The sequence below is a fragment of the Arsukibacterium ikkense genome, from assembly GCF_000987775.1.
In the GTDB taxonomy this organism is placed as follows: Bacteria; Pseudomonadota; Gammaproteobacteria; order Enterobacterales; family Alteromonadaceae; genus Alishewanella; species Alishewanella ikkense.
In genome coordinates this window covers 20,663-39,283 of sequence record NZ_LAHO01000008.1, presented here as the reverse complement: position 1 = coordinate 39,283, position 18,621 = coordinate 20,663, and the positions used below count along the sequence as shown (strand labels likewise).

The window sequence follows — 18,621 nt, the reverse complement described above, 5'->3', positions numbered from 1 at the left end:
GGGGAGGTAACTGGCCGTGCGTGCACCAATGCCAAGAAACCTCCCCGTCGGGAGGTTTTTTTTTGCGCTTAGTTTTTTATGCATAACGATGCTGCGAGCAGTCGTTTTTTAAGGGAAAGATCATGGAACTAGACGATATTCGCCAGGCAATCAGCAGTACTGATCAGCAATTACTGCAATTGCTGGCGAAACGACGCGAGCTGGCGCTGGCTGTAGCCGACGCCAAGCTGAGCCAGAATAAGCCCATTCGCGATCAGCAACGTGAACAGGAATTACTGGTGTCGCTGATTACCCAGGGCAAAGCACTGGGGATAGACGCCCAATATGTTACCCGCATTTATCATGTCATTATTGAAGACTCGGTGCTGCAGCAACAAGCTAAAGTGCAGGGCCAGCTCAATGGCGTTAACGGCCCCAGCGTAAGGGTGGCCTTTCTTGGCGGCCAGGGCTCTTACAGCTATTGGGCAACCCAGAAGTATTTTACCCGCCGCGCCGAGCGGATTATTGAACTGGGTTGCGACAGTTTTAACGAAATCGTGCAGGCAGTGGAAACCGGCCATGCCGATTATGCGCTGTTGCCGATTGAAAATACCTCATCAGGCTCTATCAACGAAGTATTCGACTTACTGCAGCATACCCGCTTATCCATTGTTGGCGAGCTTACCCACCCTATCGCCCATTGCCTGCTGGGAATAGCAGGTGCCGAGCTGAGTAAGGTGCGGCAGGTTTGCGCCCACCCGCAGGTAATAGCGCAGTGCAGCCAGTATTTACTGGGGCTGTCAAATGTGAAAATTGACTATTGCGACAGCTCCTCAGCCGCCTTTACGAAAGTAAAAGCACTGCAAGACCCGACTATTATCGCTATTGGCGGGGAAGAAGGCGGCCAGCTGTATGGCCTTGAAGTACTGGCCCGCGACTTAGCCAACCAGAAAGACAATGTCAGCCGCTTTATTGTGGTGGCCCGCAAGCCGGTGGTGGTGGCCAAAGCCATCCCGGCTAAAACGACCTTTATTATGTATACCGGCCAGCAACCCGGCGCTTTGGTTGAAGCCCTGCTGGTGTTAAAGCAACATGGTATCAGCATGGCCAAACTGGAGTCGCGGCCGATACCGGGTAACCCATGGGAAGAAATGTTTTATGTGGATGTGTTTGCCAACCTGGCAGACTACGCCATGACCCGCGCGTTAGAGGAGCTAAATAATATTACCAAGTTTGTCAAAGTATTAGGCTGCTACCCCAGCGAAGATATTGAGCCAACGCAGGTAATTGCTGGTTAGCAACAATTAATAAGCCGGTGCAGCTTGCTCCGGCATTCAGCTATATGGATTGCTGTACAGTCAAAAAATCAAAAAAGACTGTAGATAGCCACTATTACAGCGACTACTGAAATAACCGTACTGCCGACGACCAGTGCTTTATAAAGAGCAATTTGCCGTTCGGCTGTTACCGAAGCTTGCTCAGCCAGGGTAATCACCTTTTGCAGTTGTTCCGCCAGAATATGCAGTGACTGAGCATTTTTGGTAACCGCATCTTGCAGTTCACTAATTTGCTGGGCTTGCACCGGATCAGCCTTTGCAGCGGCAGGCTTTGAAGTAAAAGCAGGGATAGCAGTAGTAGCGATAGTAGTGAGATACGGCCCCAGCACTTTAATCAGTGGAATAAGTTGTAAAGCCATAAGTTCTCCTGTGTGAACAATCGTCAATATGCCCTAGTGCTGATACAACTCCAGTGGCAAACCATCGGGATCCTGAAAAAAGGTAAAGGCTTTGCCGGTGTATTCATCTATTCGTACTGGCTCCACACTCACGCCATTTGCAGTTAAATAGGCTACATAATCTGCCAGGTTAGCCACCTTAAATGCCAGATGGCGCAGCCCCTGCGCTTCTGGCTGACTTGGCCGCGCAGGCGCTTGTGGGAAACTAAACAACTCTAGCCGACTGCCATCGGCCAGTTGTAAATCCAGCTTCCAGGAGTCACGCGCCGGCCGGTAATTCTCGGCGATGATTTGCAGCCCCAGCAGCTTGCTGTAAAACGCTTTACTGCGCGGATAATCGCTGCAAATAATTGCGACATGGTGAATACCGCCAAGTTTTGCAGCCATTAGTTCAGCTCCTTTAGCAAGTAACAGTTAGTTGACCTCAATTGCTGCGTTTCCATTGCGTTAGAGTATTTTCTTAATTTCCGTTTTCAGGTTGTCATCATTAGTTTGGGCCAGTAAGGGCTTTAAAATAGCCTCCGCTTTCTGCCGCTGCTCCTGTGCCAGATATAACTGGCTTAACCGCAACTGCGCCCACTCATTAAAACTTGTCATACTGCCATCAGCCAGGAATTCTGTTAGCGCATCAATACCTTGCTGAGGGTCCGATTTAGCCAGCACACTGGCCCGGCCAAGCTGATACAAAGCCAGCAGGCGATTACGCTTGCCGTCTTCGTCCGCCACGGTTTTCGCGCTGGCTTTGCTGAACTCTGCCATTGCTGCCGGGTAATCACGGCTTTGTGCCAAATGAATGCCGCGCATAAAGTAGGGCTCTGGCCGGCTTTGTAATAACTCACTGCCCGCCACTAACTGCTCCGCTGCAGCAACATCTTCGGCACTAAACAGTACTTCCAGTTTTAACAGCTGGCCTTGCAACCTGTCTTGCTGCTCCAGCCTGCCTGCGATTATCAGCGCCTGCTGTTTGTCGCCGCCGGCAACACCTGGCGCCTGAGCATAGTATTTACCCAACGCCTTAAGGTAGCTTGCCTCCTCAGGTGCCAACTCAACTGCCTGCTCAAAAGCTTTACGGCAGCGCCGGGCGTAGCCAAGTGCACTTAGCATGCCGGCCTGCTGCGCGCTGTCACAGCTGGCACGGCCAAACCAGAACTGGTATCTGGCGTTACCAGGCTCTGCTTTAATGGCTCTGGCCAGTAACTTTTCTGCTTCCGTTGTCTGCCCCAGCTCCAGCTCACTGCGCCCCAGCGCCGCGAGTAACCAACTATCTTTGGTCCGGCGGTTTACCTTATCAGCCAACAAAACTTTGGCTGCAGCGTAATCTTGCTGTTGCCATAAGGTCGCAACCTGCTGTTGTAGCTCAGCTTGCTGTGCAGGCTCGGCGTTTAGCCCAACACTTAGCAGTATCGTTGCCATAAATATCAGTTTCATAACTGTCCTTAGTTGACCTTTTGCTGACATTGTAACTGCTTAAGGTTATTTGCCAATGCCAAAGTCGCTACGATTACAACTTTATACTATCGCCTTTTGCCGGGATCAGCGCATTAATGCCCAGCTGTTGCAGGCACTCCTGCAATACCAGCTGAGCTTCGGGTTCACCATGCACTAAATAGAACTGCGGTTGGCCACCTATTGCTTTGGCCCATTCTAATAGTTCACTCTGACCGGCATGGGCTGAAAAGCCGCCAATGGTGTGAACCTGGGCTTTGACCACAATATCCTGACCAAACATTTTAACCCGCTTTTCGCCATCAACCAGCCGCCGCCCCAGGGTGCCTCGGGCCTGAAAACCAACAAAAATAATATGGTTAGTGTTTTTCCACAGGTTGTGTTTAAAGTGATGCACTATGCGGCCACCATTACACATACCGCTGCCGGCGATGATAATAGCGCCATGAGTAACCCGGTTAATCGCCATAGAGTCTTCAACTTTTGGCGTTAACTTCAACATCGGCAGTAGCTGCTGCAAGCTGCGGCCGGCACCAATTTTATCTAAATCGGCTTGATCAAGCGCATGCAAATAATCGTTGTAGATATTGGTAATGCTAATAGCCATCGGGCTGTCTAAAAATATTGCCCGCTGCTTTAACCGTCCCTGCCGGTGCAACAATGCCAGGTAATACAACACCTCTTGCGAGCGGCCAAGGGCAAAGGCAGGAATAAACACATTGCCGCCATCGTTATAAGCCTGCTCCAGGGCACTGGCAAACTCTTCTATAGTATTATCAAGGCTTTGGTGATTACGGTTACCATAAGTACTTTCCAGCAGCACCACATCGGCCTGGCCAATTTCCGCCGGATCATGCATTAGTACTGTGGCCGGGTTACCTAAGTCACCGGAAAATACCAACTTGCGCATTGCCTGATTACCCTTTATCCACAACTCGATAATGGCCGATCCCAAAATATGGCCGGCATCGGCAAACTCCAGTTCCAGCCCCGGCAGTGGCACCTGCCGTTTATGATAAGCGAGTGGCTGCACCAATTCACTGACCCGCTCGGCATGCGCCACTGTCATCACCGGTTCCTGCTGCTTTTTGCCAGCGCGCGCCGCTTTTTTGTTTTGCCATTCTAAATCTTTTAAATACAGCCCCACCGAATCTTTCAGCAGTACTGGCAATATCTCAGCGGTACCGGGCGTACAAATTATTTTACCTTTAAAGCCCTTGGCAACCAGCAGTGGCAGCAAACCACTATGGTCTATATGGGCGTGGGATAAAATCACCAAATCGATATCTTTCGGTTTAAAGGCAAAACGGAATTTATGCCATTCCCGCACCTGATCTGCCCCCTGGGTCATGCCGCAATCCAGCAGAATTTTCTGCTTATTATGCTCAATCAGATAGCAGGAACCGGTTACCTGCCCGGCCGCCCCTAAAAACGTTAAATTAGCATTAACTGGCATTTGCATTATCCTTTTGGTTAAATTCATCTGTGTCAGCCGGATCAGCAGTATGTTCCGCTGCTGGCTCAGGCATCTGATACTGGCTTTGTAAATGCCCCAGCGCCAGCATGGCTTTGGTGAGTTGCTGATTAAACCGGCGCAGTTCAGCGAAGCGCAACAGCTGGTCGCCGCCTGAGTCATTGGTTAGCTGTTCAGCTAATACCAACTGATAAAGCTGTTTTTTCAACTGCTGGCGCTGCTTCATCACGTCACGGTAACAGCCTCGCACTAAAGCGGCGTCTTGTGGCCAATGCGCGGCAATAAGCTGCTGCCATAGTGGTTGTTCTGGCAGTAACCCCTGACTATCTGCAGCCAGATGGCGGCTTAACGCTGGCAGTAGCTGCAAGGTCATTTCTAACCTTAGCTGGTTTTGCACCAGCTCACTCAGTGCTTTTGCTTCCTGATCAGCCAGCGGCTGTTTACTTAACTGCAGCATATAGTGCGTCAGTTCTGTTTGCAGCTGACGAATAGAATCCAGTGTCTCATTGTCTGTCCCCTTGCCGTGACTTATCGCCAGCGCCTGTGCTGCCAGTAACTGACCAACCCGCAAGGTTTCCATACTCAGCGTTTTAATCGCCAAAGCAGGTATAGCCAGACTGGACGCATCCAGCGCTCGCAGCTGGCCGATGGGCTGGCGCCGAAAGCGGCCATTCAGGTACAACACCAGCCGTGAGGTAATGGGCCACATTAATAACACGCCCAGCACGTTAAACAGGGTATGAAACAGCGCCAGGCTAACCGCAGCTTGTGGCTCATCAAACAACCAGTGTTGCAGCAGCGATATTATCCACAGTAGCGGGCTCAACAGCAGTAAGGCTACCAGTCCGGTCAGTACATTAAAAATAACATGCAGCATTGCCAGCCGTTTTGCTTTGGCAGTAGCCGCCAGCGTCGACATAATCGCCGTGGAGGTAGTGCCCAGGTTAGCGCCAATCACAAAAGCGGCGGCCAGTGGCAACGGCAATACTCCGGCAGACACAGCGGTAATCACCAATGCAATTACCGCTATAGACGCCTGCATCAATGTGCTGAGTAACGTGCCCAGCAATACACCAAGCAACACTCCCCAAAAACCAAGCTGACTCAGCGTTGCAAATTCAATATCGATAAAAGCCGCATCAAAACTTTGCTTTAAAAAGCTCAACCCTAAAAACAGCATGCCGAAGCCAATTAAGCCCTCGCCAATACCTTTACGTCGCACCGACTTACTGAATAACTGCAGCAAAGCACCAGCACCAATAATCGGCAGCGCCAGCGCATCAATTTTAAATTGCAAACCAACCAATGCAATAAACCAGCCGGTAACCGAAGTGCCGACATTACTGCCGTAAATCACAAAGGCCGCATTTTGCAACGATAAAATACCGGCATTGACAAAGCCGATGGTAGTAACAGTAATGGCACTGGACGATTGCACCGCTACTGTAGCGATACCGCCAAACAACACTCCCTGCAGCGGCTTGCCGGTCCAGCGTTGTAAAAACTGCATTAAACTTGGGCCTGCAGCAGTTTTAAGACCGCGGCTCATCCAGTCCATTCCCAGCAAAATTAAACCCAGGGCACCAAAGGCCATTAGTACATCAGACCACATTATTATTCCTTCTGATTTTCATAATTTATATCGTATCTTGAGCATGTTAATATTAGTCTATATCAAACAATATCTTAGTTTATTCAGCAACCACTTGCTGCAGGGGAAACAGATGTCAGACCCACATAGCCTTTATCAACGGCACATTAGCTCGGCACAAGAGTCACAACAGGCCATTGCTAAACTGCAAGACCATGACTCCTACAAACTCGCCTTTGCCGATAACAGCTTTTTAATGCAAGACGAGTTACGCCATGTCAGGCTGCAACTGGAATACCTGAAACCGCAGCTGGTGCTGGAGCAGCATGGTGTCGAAGCAACGATAGTAGTATTTGGCAGCGCGCGCTTTCTGGCGCCAGAGCAAGCAACAGCAAAGCTGGAGCAAGCCGAGCAAGCACTGGCCGCGCAGCCAGACGATCCCCCTTTGCAACTGGCGGTCAGGCAAGCACAGCGCGACCATAAAAACAGTGAGTATTATTTAGCCTCGCAGCATTTTTCGCAGCTGGTTACTGAGCATAGCAATAAACATCAGCACAGTGCATTAATGATCATCAGCGGCGGTGGCCCGGGTATCATGGAAGCGGCTAACCGCGGCGCCATGGCGGCCGGCGGCGAGAGCATAGGCTTAAACATCGTGCTACCGAAAGAACAGCACCCTAACCCGTACATTACTCCACACTTCTGCTTTCAATTTCACTATTTTGCTATTCGCAAAATGCACTTTTTACAGCGGGCCCGGGCCTTAGTCGCTTTTCCTGGTGGCTTTGGTACGTTAGATGAGTTGTTTGAAACCCTAACCCTGATTCAAACCAAAAAAGCCGAACGGGTACCGGTTATTCTGTACGACAAAGCCTTCTGGCAAAAGCTGATTAACTTTGACATGTTAGCCGAGGAAGGCTTAATCAGCCCGCAGGATTTAGAGCTTATTCAGTATGCCGACACGCCAGAACATGCCTGGCAGCTGATTTATGATTATTATCAGCTGGGGCAAACCCAGCCAGAATAAACTCAGCTTGTTCAGCGTTTTTTTCTGCAGGGTTAACTGCGGCTATCGGCCGCCTTTTGCAATAGCTGCTTACTTTCTTGTAAAAATTGCTCAGCAAGTTCACCAAAGAACTGTTGGCCTTTGCCAAACTGGGCCATTAAACCGGCTTTATCCTGGTTTTTAAGTAGCTGTAACAGCTCGCCAAAACGTTGCTGGTAGCGCTCCAGCAATGCAGCAACATCCGCAGATGACAACATAATATCGGCATACAGCTCGGCGTTTTGGGCAAATAAGCGCCCTACCATCGCCAGCTCCAGCCGGTATATCGGTGAGCTAAGCTGTAACAACTGCGCTAGATCAGCCTGCTCTTCCGCCAGATGGCTACCGTACACTAACGATGAAAAATGGCGCATCGCCTGGATCAGCTGCATCGCTTTGTCATGTTCGCTGGCCGTCTGAGTTGCCAGCTCAGCGCCCCATACGCTCAGTTGCTGCAATAGCCACTGGTACTGGCCGCTAAAACGACCATCACACACCACCACTACCTGCTTAACCAGGTTGGTAATATCCGGCCCGAACATCGGATGCAACCCCACCACCGGGCCCGGGTGTTTTGCTAACATGGCCGATAATGGTTGCTGCTTAATACTGGTAAGATCGGCCAGCACGCAGGTAGCTGGCAATACCGGCAACTGGTGAATTAACTGCTCAGTTAAGGTAATAGGCACCGCCAGTAATACCAGCGCAGCATCGGCACAGAGTTCATCAGCATTGGGCCAATCGGCTTGCTCCAGCACCACCACCTGATAACCAGAGCGCTGAAATAAACTGACAAAGCGTTGGCCCAGTGCACCAGCCCCCCCCACCACGACCACCTTGCCACCGCCAGGCCGGCAACAGACAAAGTGGCTTTCCTGGGTAGCATAAGACTCGCGCATCACCCGCCGCAGCACATCCTCAACCAGTTCAGGCGACACTTGTTGCTCCAGTGCCTGCTCACGCCTGGCACTCAGCAGCGTTTGTTCACGCTCGGGCACATAAACCGGCAAAGCAAACTGTTGCTTTACCTTGCCAACGTCTGCCGTTACGCTGGCCCGTGCTGCCAGCAACTGTACAAGCTGGCTGTCGATGCTATCTATTTGTGCCCGCAGTGGTGCCAGCTGTTGCTGCGCTTGCTGTTGTTTATCCATGCTAGGCGGCCGCCACCAGAGCTTGCATTTGCTGATGAAGGCTGGCCAGTAACTGGACAGTGGTATCCCAGTCAATGCAGGCGTCGGTTACCGATACCCCATAATGCTCGGCCTTGCCATTAATCAGATCCTGCCGGCCACCAAACAGGTGGCTTTCCAGCATAATGCCGATAATTGCCTCAGTGCCAGCCAGGCGCTGCGACAACACGGCTTCGGCTACTGCAGGCTGGCGGTTATGGTCTTTATTAGAGTTACCATGGCTGCAATCAACCACAATACCATGTGGCAGCTTTAGCTTGTCCAACTGCGCCAGCGCTGCGTTAACGCTATCAGCATCATAGTTAGGTTTAACGCCACCACGCAAAATAATATGGCCGTCCGGGTTACCGGCTGTTTGGATCAAGCTGACTTCACCCCGCTGGTTAATGCCGATAAAGCTATGACCACTGGCGGCCGACTGCAGACCATTCAGCGCCACATTTAAGTTACCATCGGTGCCGTTTTTAAAGCCAACCGGCATCGATAAGCCACTGGCCATTTCACGATGAGTTTGCGACTCAACAGTACGGGCACCGATAGCAGCCCAGCTGATCAGATCTGACAAATATTGCGGGCTGATCGGATCCAGCGCTTCAGTCGCCGTGGGCAGTTCCATTTCCACCATTTTTAGCAGCAGCTCGCGGCCCCAGGTTAAACCGGTTTCCAGATCAAATGAATCGTCCAGGTGCGGATCATTAATAAAGCCTTTCCAACCCACAGTGGTACGCGGCTTCTCGAAATACACCCGCATCACAATATACAAACTGTCGATGTATTGCAGCTGCAACGCCTTTAGCTTAGTGGCGTATTCAATTGCCGCCTGTGGATCATGAATAGAGCACGGGCCGGTGACCACTAACAGCCGCTTGTCGCGACCATGCACTATATTAGCTATATCGGCGCGCGCCTGCGCGACAAAGTCAGCGCCTTGCTCTGATAATGGCAGGGCTTTTTTCATTACGGCAGGGGGGCTTAATGGCTTGGTTGCCACTATTCTTAAATCATCAACAATCTGACTCATGCAAACTCCATTGGTAGGCGACTGTGCTGGTGCTTAAGCATAGATAAAAACGACGACATAACTGGTCTGACGCTTTGATGTAAACTTAAATATACAGCACGTAATTAATTAAATACGATTTGTGCATACTAATGATCTTACCCGACAGCGTCAACCCGCTGCAGGCCAATAAATACAAGATAAGCTGGATTTTTTGACAGAACTTTAAACGTAAACTTATATGTACGAAAAGATTGGGTTATGCGTATTGTTGTAATAACTGTTGATAAGCCTGCTGAATTTGCCTGAATTTTTCAGCATCGCCATTGGCCCGATCCGGGTGTAACAGTAATGCCTGACTGCGATACGCTTTTTTTAATTCTGCCAGGGTAAAACCCGGGCTGAGTTTGAGCAGTTGCTGTGCCTGCTCAGCAGATATTAGCTCGGCGGTCAGGTTACCTTTGTTGTAATGCTGCCAGAACTGCTGCAGGTAGGCATCCAGTAGTTGCTCGCTCATGCCATAGAAGTTTTGCCAGTTAGCGTAATACTCACGTCGGCTGAGATTATCATTGTGCTTTGCCAGTTCATCACTAGCAGGCACGGCTGTTTCAAGTAAGGTAACTTTAGCCAGACCAATACTTAGAAAACCTTCACCTGTGGCCAGCCATGCTGTTTGCAGTCGATACAATAAATGGTACAGCACGAAGTGTTGCTGAAAGCGTTGTAAGTCAAGGCTTAGGTCGGTATCAGTAGCAAGTTTCAGCCCTAGACGGGACATTAAATACTGCTCGGTCAGGCTTTGATCTGCCGTAGTAGGGGTAGTAGAGAGGATCAGGCTAGCCAGCTGGTTTTGTAACAGCTGTAATACTGGCTCGGTAAGTGGCGGTTGGGTATGCGACATAAGAAAAAGGCCGGCAAATGCCGGCCCTTAAGGTTTGCTTAGTTAAGCTTTTCGCGGATACGCGCTGATTTACCTGAACGATCGCGTAAGTAGTAAAGCTTAGCACGGCGAACCGCACCACGACGTTTAACGGTGATGCTGTCTACCAGCGGGCTGTGCGTCTGGAATACACGCTCAACACCTTCGCCATTAGAGATTTTACGGACGGTGAAGGCTGAATGCAGGCCGCGGTTACGCTTGGCGATAACTACGCCTTCAAACGCCTGCAGACGGCTTTTGTCGCCTTCTGTAACTTTTACCTGAACCACAACAGTGTCACCCGGCGCGAACGCTGGAATATCTTGCTTTAACTGTTCATCTTCAAGCATTTTGATGATGTTTTGGCTAACTTTGCTCATAACAATCTCACTTTACCTGGAATTAACTATCTTGCTGCTGCAACGCCTGGTGTTCCTGTTGAAACTCAGCCAGTAATTTGCGTTGCTCCTTAGTCAGAGCCAGGGGTTTTAATATATCTGGCCGTCGTAACCAGGTCCTTCCCAGGGCCTGTTTCAAACGCCAGCGTCTGATTTCTTCGTGGTTACCGCTCAGCAAAACTGACGGCACCTGTTTATTGGCTAACACCTCAGGCCGGGTATAATGCGGACAATCCAGCAAGCCGTCAGAAAATGAATCCTGCGCTGCGGATAAGTCGTGCCCCAGTACACCAGGTACTAAGCGAGATACTGCATCGATCAGTGTCATCGCCGGCAACTCGCCCCCACTTAACACGTAATCACCCACTGACCATTCTTCGTCAATTTCGCTTTCAATTACGCGCTCATCAATGCCTTCGTAACGGCCAGCTACTAACAGTAGCTTATCGTGCGCGGCCAGCTCAGCCACACCTTGTTGATCTAACTTACGGCCTTGCGGCGATAAGTAAATGGTGTGAACCTTGCCCCCTGCGGCTTGTTTTGCCGCCCGAATTGCTTCGGTCAGAGGCTGAACCATCATTAACATGCCCGGACCACCACCGTAAGGCCGATCATCCACAGTACGATGCTTGTCCGTGGTAAAATCCCGCGGATTAAAGCACTGTAACTGCATAATGCCCTGCTTTACTGCCCGGCCGGTTACCCCATATTGCGTTATTGCATCAAACATCTCTGGAAATAACGTTACTACGCCAAGCCAGAGTTTAGAGTTTTGCTGCATTAAAACGCCGGGTCCCAGTCAACAATAATTCGCTTTTCAGCCAGATTGACGCTTTTTACCACTGTATCGGTTAAAAACGGCAACAAACGCTCTTTTTTACCAAATGCATCTGTGCGGTTAGCTTTAACAACAATAACGTCGTTTGAGCCTGTTTCCATCATGTCCGCTACTTCACCTAAGTGATAACCTGCTTCGTTTATTACTGCCAGGCCCATCAGGTCCTTCCAGTAATAATCACCATCTTCTAACGAAGGCAGCGTCTGCTCAGTTACCGCTATTTCAGCGTTAACATAACGCTGGGCTAAATCACGGTCATTGATGCCGTCCAGTTTCGCTATCAGGCCATTACTATGGCGCTTCCAGCTTGAAACCTGCACCGGTAGCCAGTTACCCTGCAATTTAATCTGCCAGGGTGTGTAGTCAAAAATCCCTTCCGGGATATCGGTGTAAGCAACGACCTTAAGCCAACCATTAATGCCGTAAACGGCACCTAATTTACCAAGGACAACTAAGTCTTTGTCACTCAAGGTTACTACTCCACACCAAGTTGCTAATTAAGCAGTTGCTTTCTTAGCGGTTTTTACCAGGTTTGCAACGCGGTCACTTAATGCAGCACCTTGTGCTACCCAGTGATCAACACGCTCCAGGTCCAGACGCAGTTTCTCTTCAGTACCGCCAGCGATTGGGTTAAAGAAACCCACGCGCTCAATAAAGCGGCCGTCACGAGCAAAACGGCTGTCCGCTACCACAACTTGGTAAAATGGACGCTTTTTCGCGCCACCACGTTGTAAACGAATAGTTACCATACCGTCCTCTAAAAATAATCGTTCAGGTTTTAAAAAATAATAAAGCCCCCAGTCAGACTGAAGGGCTGCTGCATTGTACGGATTTTTGCTGCAAATGCAAGGCATTTCAGGCTTTGCAGCGACTCCGTTGCCATGTTTAGCGCGGGGGTAACATACCCGGTGGTAGTTTACCGCCCATGCCGCGCATCATTTTCATTAAGCCACCTTTGCCAGACATCTGCTTCATCATTTTTTGCATCTGCATAAATTGTTTCAGCAATTTGTTGATATCCTGCACCTGGCAGCCTGACCCCGCCGCAATCCGCTTTTTGCGCGAGCCTTTGATAAGGTCCGGATAATTGCGCTCTTTCGGGGTCATCGAATTAATAATAGCTTCCATCCGCACAAACTGCTTCTCATCCAGCTGGCTGGCCGCGCCGGCTGGCAGGTTTTTCATGCCTGGCAGCTTGTCCATTAATGACGTCATGCCGCCCATGCCACGCATCTGCACCAACTGATCCCGAAAATCTTCCAATGAAAAGCCTTTGCCTTTCATCATTTTCTGAGCCATTTTCGCGGCTTTGTCTTTATCGACTTTCTGTTCCAGATCTTCGATTAAGCTCAATACATCGCCCATGCCTAAAATACGTGAGGCAATCCGGTCGGGGTGAAAGGGCTCCAGCGCATCGGTTTTTTCACCGGTACCAATAAATTTAATCGGCTTACCGGTAATATGGCGAATAGATAAAGCAGCACCGCCACGGGCGTCACCATCTGCCTTGGTTAAAATAACCCCGGTTAATGGTAGCGCTTCGTTAAAGGCTTTAGCGGTATTGGCGGCATCCTGGCCGGTCATAGCATCGACCACGAACAGGGTTTCAATAGGGTTAACGGCAGCATGCAGCGCTTTGATTTCATCCATCATTTCGCTGTCAACGTGCAAGCGGCCGGCTGTATCCACCAGCAGCACATCGAACATCCGGGTGCGGGCGTGGGCAATTGCAGCATTAACAATGGCCACCGGCTGCTGGCTTAAATCGCTGGGGAAAAACTCCACGCCGATGTCGGCTGCCAGCGTCTCCAACTGCTTAATCGCCGCAGGCCGGTAAATATCGGCAGAGACCACCAGTACTTTTTTCTTTTTGCGCTCTTTTAAAAATTTGGCCAGTTTAGCCACCGAGGTGGTTTTACCCGCTCCCTGCAAGCCGGCCATCAGCACAACTGCCGGTGGCTGGGTGTTGAGCGCCAGCTCTTCGTTGGCCTCACCCATCGCCTCTTCTAACGCTTTGCGGACAATTTTCAGAAACTCCTGACCCGGAGTAAGGCTTTTACTGACTTCTAACCCTACAGAGCGTTCTTTTACATTAGCCACAAAGTCACGTACTACCGGCAACGCGACATCAGCCTCCAGCAAGGCCATCCTGACTTCGCGCAGGGTTTCTTTAATATTGTCTTCAGTCAACCGGCCACGGCCACTGATATTTTTTAAGGTTCTGCTTAACCGATCCGACAGGTTCTCAAACATTTTTATTACCCGTATTCAACTATTGCGCCGATTATAACGCAGCCAGAGTGTTACGTCAGCCGCTTATCACGTGCTAAAGTTGCCAGCACTAACTGCCCGGCATAATTACTGGGCATAACTAATGAGTTACCATACAATACAACTAACTGAATAACAGGATTGTTAACGATGAGCGGACTGCTTCCTTTTTTCGCATTGGCGGCCTATTTGCTGGCTACAGGCGCGGTATTGGTGCGGCTATTTCACCCAAAAGGACCGCATTTTAAGTTAATGTTCAGTGCCGGTATCATTGGTTTGGTATTACATATGCTGGCACTGACTCAAACTCTGTTTACCCCGGCTGGCCAGAACTTCAGTTTAATTAACGTCAGCTCCCTGGTGTGCTGGCTGGTAACCGTAGCCGTAACAGTTACTGCACTTCGCACCCCCACCATATTGCTGCTGCCGGTAGTTTATGGCTTTGCTGCGTTAATGCAGATTGCCACTTTGCTGGTACCTCAGGACTTACAGCTGCTGCACTTTGAGCACAACATCAGTTTGCTGGTGCATATCACCCTGGCATTTCTGGCCTACGTGGTGCTGACCATGGCAACCTTATATTCATTTCAGGTAAGTTATATCAGCTCAAAATTAAAGCAAAAAGATTTCACTGCCGTAACTCAGCATCTGCCGCCATTAATGCAGGCCGAAGCCATTCAATTCAGGTTATTAATGGCCGGCACTGTATTGTTAGGCGCCGCCCTGCTGATTGGCGCGGTATTTATTGATAACTGGCTGGGCAAAGCTAACTTACACAAAACTGTGTTAAGTGCCCTGGCATTTATTGTTTTTGTCAGCCTGTGCTGGGGCCATGCCCGCAAAGGCTGGCGCGGCCGCACCGCGATTACGTTAACCGTTATCGGCACAACGCTGTTAACCTTAGCCTATTTTGGCAGCCGCTTTGTCAAAGAAGTAATAATTGACCGCCTAAGCTGAATTTCACTGTTTTTAATAGCGCCCGGCGCTAAACTGCTGTTAAGATGCAAATTGATGTTTGGCAATAAAGGTATTTAGCTCTTGGACGACATATCGACCAGTACGCTGTTTATAGTATTAGGCGTGCTACTGTTTATATCGGCCTATTTTTCCGGCTCTGAGACAGGCATGATGTCTGTTAATCCCTACCGTTTAAAGCACCTTGCTAATCAAAATAATAAGGGCGCTATTCGGGTTAGCAAGCTGTTAAAGCGCCCGGATCGCTTAATCGGTTTAATCCTGATTGGCAACAACCTGGTTAATATTGCCGCCTCTGCTATTGCTACCATTATTGGGTTGCGTTTGTACGGTGATTTAGGTATCGCTATTGCCACTATTATTCTTACCCTGGTGATCCTGATATTTGCTGAAGTTACCCCAAAAACCCTGGCAGCCTTGCACCCGGAACGAATTGCCTTTCCCAGCTCTGCTTTATTATCTCCGTTACTTAAACTTTTTTACCCGCTGGTATGGTTAATTAACTGGATAACCAATGGGCTGCTGGCACTGATGGGGATTAGCCCTGAAAAACATCAGGGCAATAGTTTAAGTGCTGAAGAGCTGCGCACTGTGGTGCATGAAGCCGGCGCTCTGATCCCTGAGCAGCACCAGAATATGCTGGTGGGCGTACTGGATCTGGAAAATGCGACCGTCGAAGATATCATGACCCCGCGCAACGAAATTATTGGCATCGATATTAACGATGAATGGAAAGACATTGAACGGCAGCTGGCTAACTTTCAATACAGCCGCATTTTGCTGTACCGCGATAATATTGACGATGCAATTGGTTTTGCTCATCCGCGCGAACTGATGCGTTTACTGTTAAAAGATCAGCTAACCAAAGCGTCACTGCTGCGGTCAACCAGCGAAATTTACTTTATTCCGGAAGGCACACCACTGAATGTGCAACTGTTAAAATTTCAACATGCCAAAGACCGGATCGGTTTGGTGGTTGATGAATACGGTGATATTCAGGGCCTGGTAACACTGGCAGATATCTTAGAAGAAGTGGTGGGTGAATTTACCACTGACATTGCTGAAGATAGTAATGACGATATTGTTGCTCAGCCAGACGGTACTTTTTTAATCGATGGCAGTATCAATTTACGGGATTTAAACCGGGAAATGAAGATGACGCTGCCAACTGATGGCCCGAAAACCTTGAACGGTTTAATTCTGGAGTATCTGGAAGAAATTCCGCAAGGACGGCTAAGTATTAAGCTGGCAGGTTACCCGTTTGAGATTGTTGATGTACAGGACAATATGATTAAAAGCGTGCGCCTGCTGGTGAGCCCTAAGAAAGCAGTGTTAAAAAAACCAGCCCGCTAACAATGGGCTGTTTTTTTTGGTTTGCGGTTTTACTAACCAAATAATAAGCGCCGCAACCAGCCTCGCTGCAATTCTTTCTCACATTTCTGCAGCTGGGCGCCGTAGATTTTGGCGCGATCATCAACCCGCCGCGCCACGCCAAGCAGCCAGGCTTTTTTGTTATAACTACCACGCCGGTACCCCCCCCAGCCCTCATGATAATTCAGGTACTGATGATAGCCATCCCACTTTGATACTTTATTCAGACGATGGGTCTTGTCGATATACCAGCCCATAAAATCGATAGCATCGGCAAAATTGTTACGGCTGGCCCAGAAGCGATTGGTTTCTTTAACATATTCGTCCCAGGTGACGGTTTTTGCCTGAGAGTAACCATAAGCAGAACTGCCACGGCCATAAGGAATAACGCCCAAAAACCAGCGCATTGGCGGCCTGGCGTTATGCTTAAAGCTACTTTCCTGATACATAATACTCATTGGCAAAGCAATGGGCATGCCCCACTTATCACTGGCCGCAGTAGCCGCTTTATACCATGAGCGGTTTTCCCGGAATATTTCGCATAAGTCAGAGGTGTTTTGCGGCGGCGGGGTGCTACAACCGCTTAGTACAGCTGCCAGCACTAATGCAGTAAGCGTTTTGCAGTGTTTTTGTTTAATTTGAACTTTATTCATCAGCCTGATTCTAACAGTATGCATGGACGCAAACCAAGTTTTTGTTTTACCTGGATTCTCCATTTACGGCTACCTTCAGGTAGCCGCTTTTTTTAGTTCCACCTCTTGCTAGTTACAGGCAGGGACTTCCGCAAAATATTCAGCAATATACTGGTCAAAACTCATGTTATCTGCAGCCTCAATTTGCTGCTGCTGTTGTACTGACGTGGCTGCGGCCTGGCTAAAGTCTGCAGCATTATAAAACTGATAATCTTCACTAATTAACTGTGCCCGGTACTGCTCTGCTTTGGCCAGCATAAATTGACCATTGTCCTGCTGGGTAGCTAACAGTTGATTAAGCAACTGGCCTGAAAGCGTTTGCGCCGGGTCTAGCAAGCACAGATAGTACTGCTTTAAGGCCGCCTGATAGGCACTGCCCTGATAAGCCTCGTCCAGCCATTTAGCTATTGGCATCATTTCAGCAAAAATTTGCTCGGCCCAATCCAACATCAGCCTGCTATTGCCATCCTGTAACAGTTCCAGGTTCTGGCGCCGGCCATCTGTAACCACTTTACGTAAATTTTGTTCAGTCACCGTTTGCTGTTCATCTGATAGCGGCGGGCTTTCCTGCAACAAGCAGTACAGCAAAAATATGTCCAGCAGGCGCATTTGCTCGGCGGTAATACCAATACTGCTAAATGGATTTACATCCAGCGCCCGTACTTCAATATATTCCACGCCGCGCTTGGCTAATGCACAGGTAGGCCGTTCACCCGACTCGGTAGTGCGTTTTGGCCTGATGGTCGAGTAAAATTCATTTTCGATTTGCAACACATTGCCATTGAGCTGCTGGTATTCACCACCATGCTTAACACCAATATTCTGATACTCAGCCGACGGCTGGCTAACTGCACTATGTAAACCGGCAATATATTCCGGCAAGTTATTATAAGTAATACTTAAACTGGACTGAGCACTGTTGGTGTAGCCTAAATCACTCATCCGCAGCGAGGTGGCATAGGGCAAATATAACGAACCTTTGCCAAGTTGCTGAAATGAGTAACGCGAGCTGCGGCCAGCTAAAAAAGACTGACACATCGCTGGCGAGGCACCAAATAAATAAACAATAAGCCAGGCATAGCGTTTGTAGTTGCGAATAAGCGCCAGATACTGCTCTGAGATAAAATCCTGCAGGCTGTGCTGATCCCCCAGTTGACGCTGATACAACTGCCAGAAACTCTGCGGCAATGAAAAGTTATAGTGCACACCACTTATTGCCTGCATCATACTGCCATAGCGATTATGCAGCCCCTTGCGATACAGCGTTTTCATCCGGCCAATATTTGAGCTGCCATACTGCGCCAGAGGAATAACCGTATCCTGCTCAATAAAACATGGCATGCTGGCAGGCCATAACCACTCAGCACCAAGTTGCTTTGCGGTGTAACGGTGAATATCAGCCAACTGGGCCAGAGTTGTGTCAATACTGTCGCTGGCTGGCGTAATGAACTCCAGCAGCGACTCGGAGAAATCGGTTGTGATCCAAGGATGAGTAAGCGCTGAACCTAAAGCTCCTGGATGTGGTGTTAACGCCAAAGTACCATCGGCATTAATCCGCAAAGTTTCACGCTCAATACCGCGTTTTATCCCTACTACAGCATCTTTGTGTGGATCGATCGCCAGCGCATGCAGGCGTTGTTGCAGGATATCAGCCAAGTAGGATCCTTACTATTAAATTGTGCCATCCAACATGGGGT

Annotated in this window: 19 protein-coding genes; 4 read left to right on the top strand and 15 right to left on the bottom strand. The window is 49.4% G+C overall.

Features of this window, described 5'->3' with window-relative positions; all coding sequences use genetic code 11:
* Nucleotides 1-122 precede the first annotated feature (122 nt).
* Nucleotides 123-1,277, top strand: a complete 1,155-nt coding sequence (locus WG68_RS09305) for a chorismate mutase (protein ID WP_046557419.1) — start codon at nucleotides 123-125, stop codon at nucleotides 1,275-1,277.
* A 68-nt stretch (nucleotides 1,278-1,345) separates the two neighbouring features.
* Here WG68_RS09305 and WG68_RS09300 read toward each other — a convergent pair whose 3' ends face one another.
* The 5 genes from WG68_RS09300 to WG68_RS09280 form a co-directional block, all read right to left on the bottom strand.
* Nucleotides 1,346-1,675: a hypothetical protein gene (locus WG68_RS09300; protein WP_046557418.1), complete on the bottom strand. Its 330-nt coding sequence runs from the start codon at nucleotides 1,673-1,675 to the stop codon at nucleotides 1,346-1,348.
* Between the two features lie 33 nt (nucleotides 1,676-1,708).
* Entirely contained in the window at nucleotides 1,709-2,101 is a 393-nt protein-coding gene (gloA2, locus tag WG68_RS09295; protein WP_046557417.1) for an SMU1112c/YaeR family gloxylase I-like metalloprotein, read from the bottom strand.
* A 60-nt stretch (nucleotides 2,102-2,161) separates the two neighbouring features.
* Complete coding sequence (locus tag WG68_RS09290) at nucleotides 2,162-3,142, bottom strand: tetratricopeptide repeat protein (RefSeq protein WP_046557416.1); 981 nt, start codon at nucleotides 3,140-3,142, stop codon at nucleotides 2,162-2,164.
* Between the two features lie 73 nt (nucleotides 3,143-3,215).
* On the bottom strand, nucleotides 3,216-4,616 hold the full coding sequence (locus tag WG68_RS09285; protein ID WP_046557415.1) for an MBL fold metallo-hydrolase RNA specificity domain-containing protein: 1,401 nt from the start codon (nucleotides 4,614-4,616) through the stop codon (nucleotides 3,216-3,218).
* Nucleotides 4,606-6,246, bottom strand: coding sequence for a Na/Pi cotransporter family protein (locus WG68_RS09280; protein WP_046557414.1), 1,641 nt, complete (start codon nucleotides 6,244-6,246; stop codon nucleotides 4,606-4,608). Before WG68_RS09280 ends, WG68_RS09285 begins: the two co-directional genes overlap by 11 nt.
* A gap of 112 nt (nucleotides 6,247-6,358) precedes the next feature.
* On the opposite strand from WG68_RS09280, the gene WG68_RS09275 reads away from it, so the two are divergent.
* Nucleotides 6,359-7,252, top strand: a complete 894-nt coding sequence (locus WG68_RS09275; protein ID WP_046557413.1) for an LOG family protein — start codon at nucleotides 6,359-6,361, stop codon at nucleotides 7,250-7,252.
* A gap of 32 nt (nucleotides 7,253-7,284) precedes the next feature.
* Here the strand turns inward: WG68_RS09275 and tyrA are convergent, their stop codons facing one another.
* The 8 genes from tyrA to ffh form a co-directional block, all read right to left on the bottom strand.
* Nucleotides 7,285-8,421: a bifunctional chorismate mutase/prephenate dehydrogenase gene (gene tyrA, locus WG68_RS09270; RefSeq protein ID WP_046557412.1), complete on the bottom strand. Its 1,137-nt coding sequence runs from the start codon at nucleotides 8,419-8,421 to the stop codon at nucleotides 7,285-7,287.
* A 1-nt stretch (nucleotide 8,422) separates the two neighbouring features.
* Nucleotides 8,423-9,481, bottom strand: coding sequence for a 3-deoxy-7-phosphoheptulonate synthase (locus tag WG68_RS09265; protein WP_046557411.1), 1,059 nt, complete (start codon nucleotides 9,479-9,481; stop codon nucleotides 8,423-8,425).
* Between the two features lie 238 nt (nucleotides 9,482-9,719).
* Complete coding sequence (locus WG68_RS09260) at nucleotides 9,720-10,361, bottom strand: DNA-J related domain-containing protein (RefSeq protein ID WP_083981849.1); 642 nt, start codon at nucleotides 10,359-10,361, stop codon at nucleotides 9,720-9,722.
* A gap of 38 nt (nucleotides 10,362-10,399) precedes the next feature.
* The gene (gene rplS, locus WG68_RS09255) at nucleotides 10,400-10,759 is read right to left on the bottom strand and encodes a 50S ribosomal protein L19 (protein WP_046557410.1); all 360 of its coding nucleotides are present in this window, start codon (nucleotides 10,757-10,759) and stop codon (nucleotides 10,400-10,402) included.
* A gap of 22 nt (nucleotides 10,760-10,781) precedes the next feature.
* Nucleotides 10,782-11,558 (bottom strand): tRNA (guanosine(37)-N1)-methyltransferase TrmD, encoded by a 777-nt coding sequence (gene trmD / locus WG68_RS09250; RefSeq protein WP_046557409.1) that lies wholly within the window; start codon nucleotides 11,556-11,558, stop codon nucleotides 10,782-10,784.
* On the bottom strand, nucleotides 11,558-12,085 hold the full coding sequence (rimM, locus tag WG68_RS09245) for a ribosome maturation factor RimM (RefSeq protein ID WP_046557408.1): 528 nt from the start codon (nucleotides 12,083-12,085) through the stop codon (nucleotides 11,558-11,560). Before rimM ends, trmD begins: the two co-directional genes overlap by 1 nt.
* 27 nt (nucleotides 12,086-12,112) lie before the next feature.
* On the bottom strand, nucleotides 12,113-12,364 hold the full coding sequence (gene rpsP, locus WG68_RS09240) for a 30S ribosomal protein S16 (RefSeq protein ID WP_046554096.1): 252 nt from the start codon (nucleotides 12,362-12,364) through the stop codon (nucleotides 12,113-12,115).
* Between the two features lie 136 nt (nucleotides 12,365-12,500).
* Nucleotides 12,501-13,868, bottom strand: a complete 1,368-nt coding sequence (gene ffh / locus WG68_RS09235; protein WP_046557407.1) for a signal recognition particle protein — start codon at nucleotides 13,866-13,868, stop codon at nucleotides 12,501-12,503.
* A gap of 168 nt (nucleotides 13,869-14,036) precedes the next feature.
* Here ffh and WG68_RS09230 point away from each other — a divergent pair, with 168 nt between their 5' ends.
* Nucleotides 14,037-14,843 (top strand): cytochrome C assembly family protein, encoded by an 807-nt coding sequence (locus tag WG68_RS09230; protein ID WP_052749035.1) that lies wholly within the window; start codon nucleotides 14,037-14,039, stop codon nucleotides 14,841-14,843.
* An 81-nt stretch (nucleotides 14,844-14,924) separates the two neighbouring features.
* Entirely contained in the window at nucleotides 14,925-16,214 is a 1,290-nt protein-coding gene (locus WG68_RS09225; RefSeq protein ID WP_046557405.1) for an HlyC/CorC family transporter, read from the top strand.
* Nucleotides 16,215-16,246: 32 nt separating this feature from the next.
* Here WG68_RS09225 and WG68_RS09220 read toward each other — a convergent pair whose 3' ends face one another.
* Nucleotides 16,247-16,885, bottom strand: coding sequence for a transglycosylase SLT domain-containing protein (locus tag WG68_RS09220; protein ID WP_046557404.1), 639 nt, complete (start codon nucleotides 16,883-16,885; stop codon nucleotides 16,247-16,249).
* A 108-nt stretch (nucleotides 16,886-16,993) separates the two neighbouring features.
* Nucleotides 16,994-18,580, bottom strand: coding sequence for a glutamate--cysteine ligase (gene gshA, locus WG68_RS09215; protein ID WP_046557403.1), 1,587 nt, complete (start codon nucleotides 18,578-18,580; stop codon nucleotides 16,994-16,996).
* Between the last annotated feature and the right edge of the window lie 41 nt (nucleotides 18,581-18,621).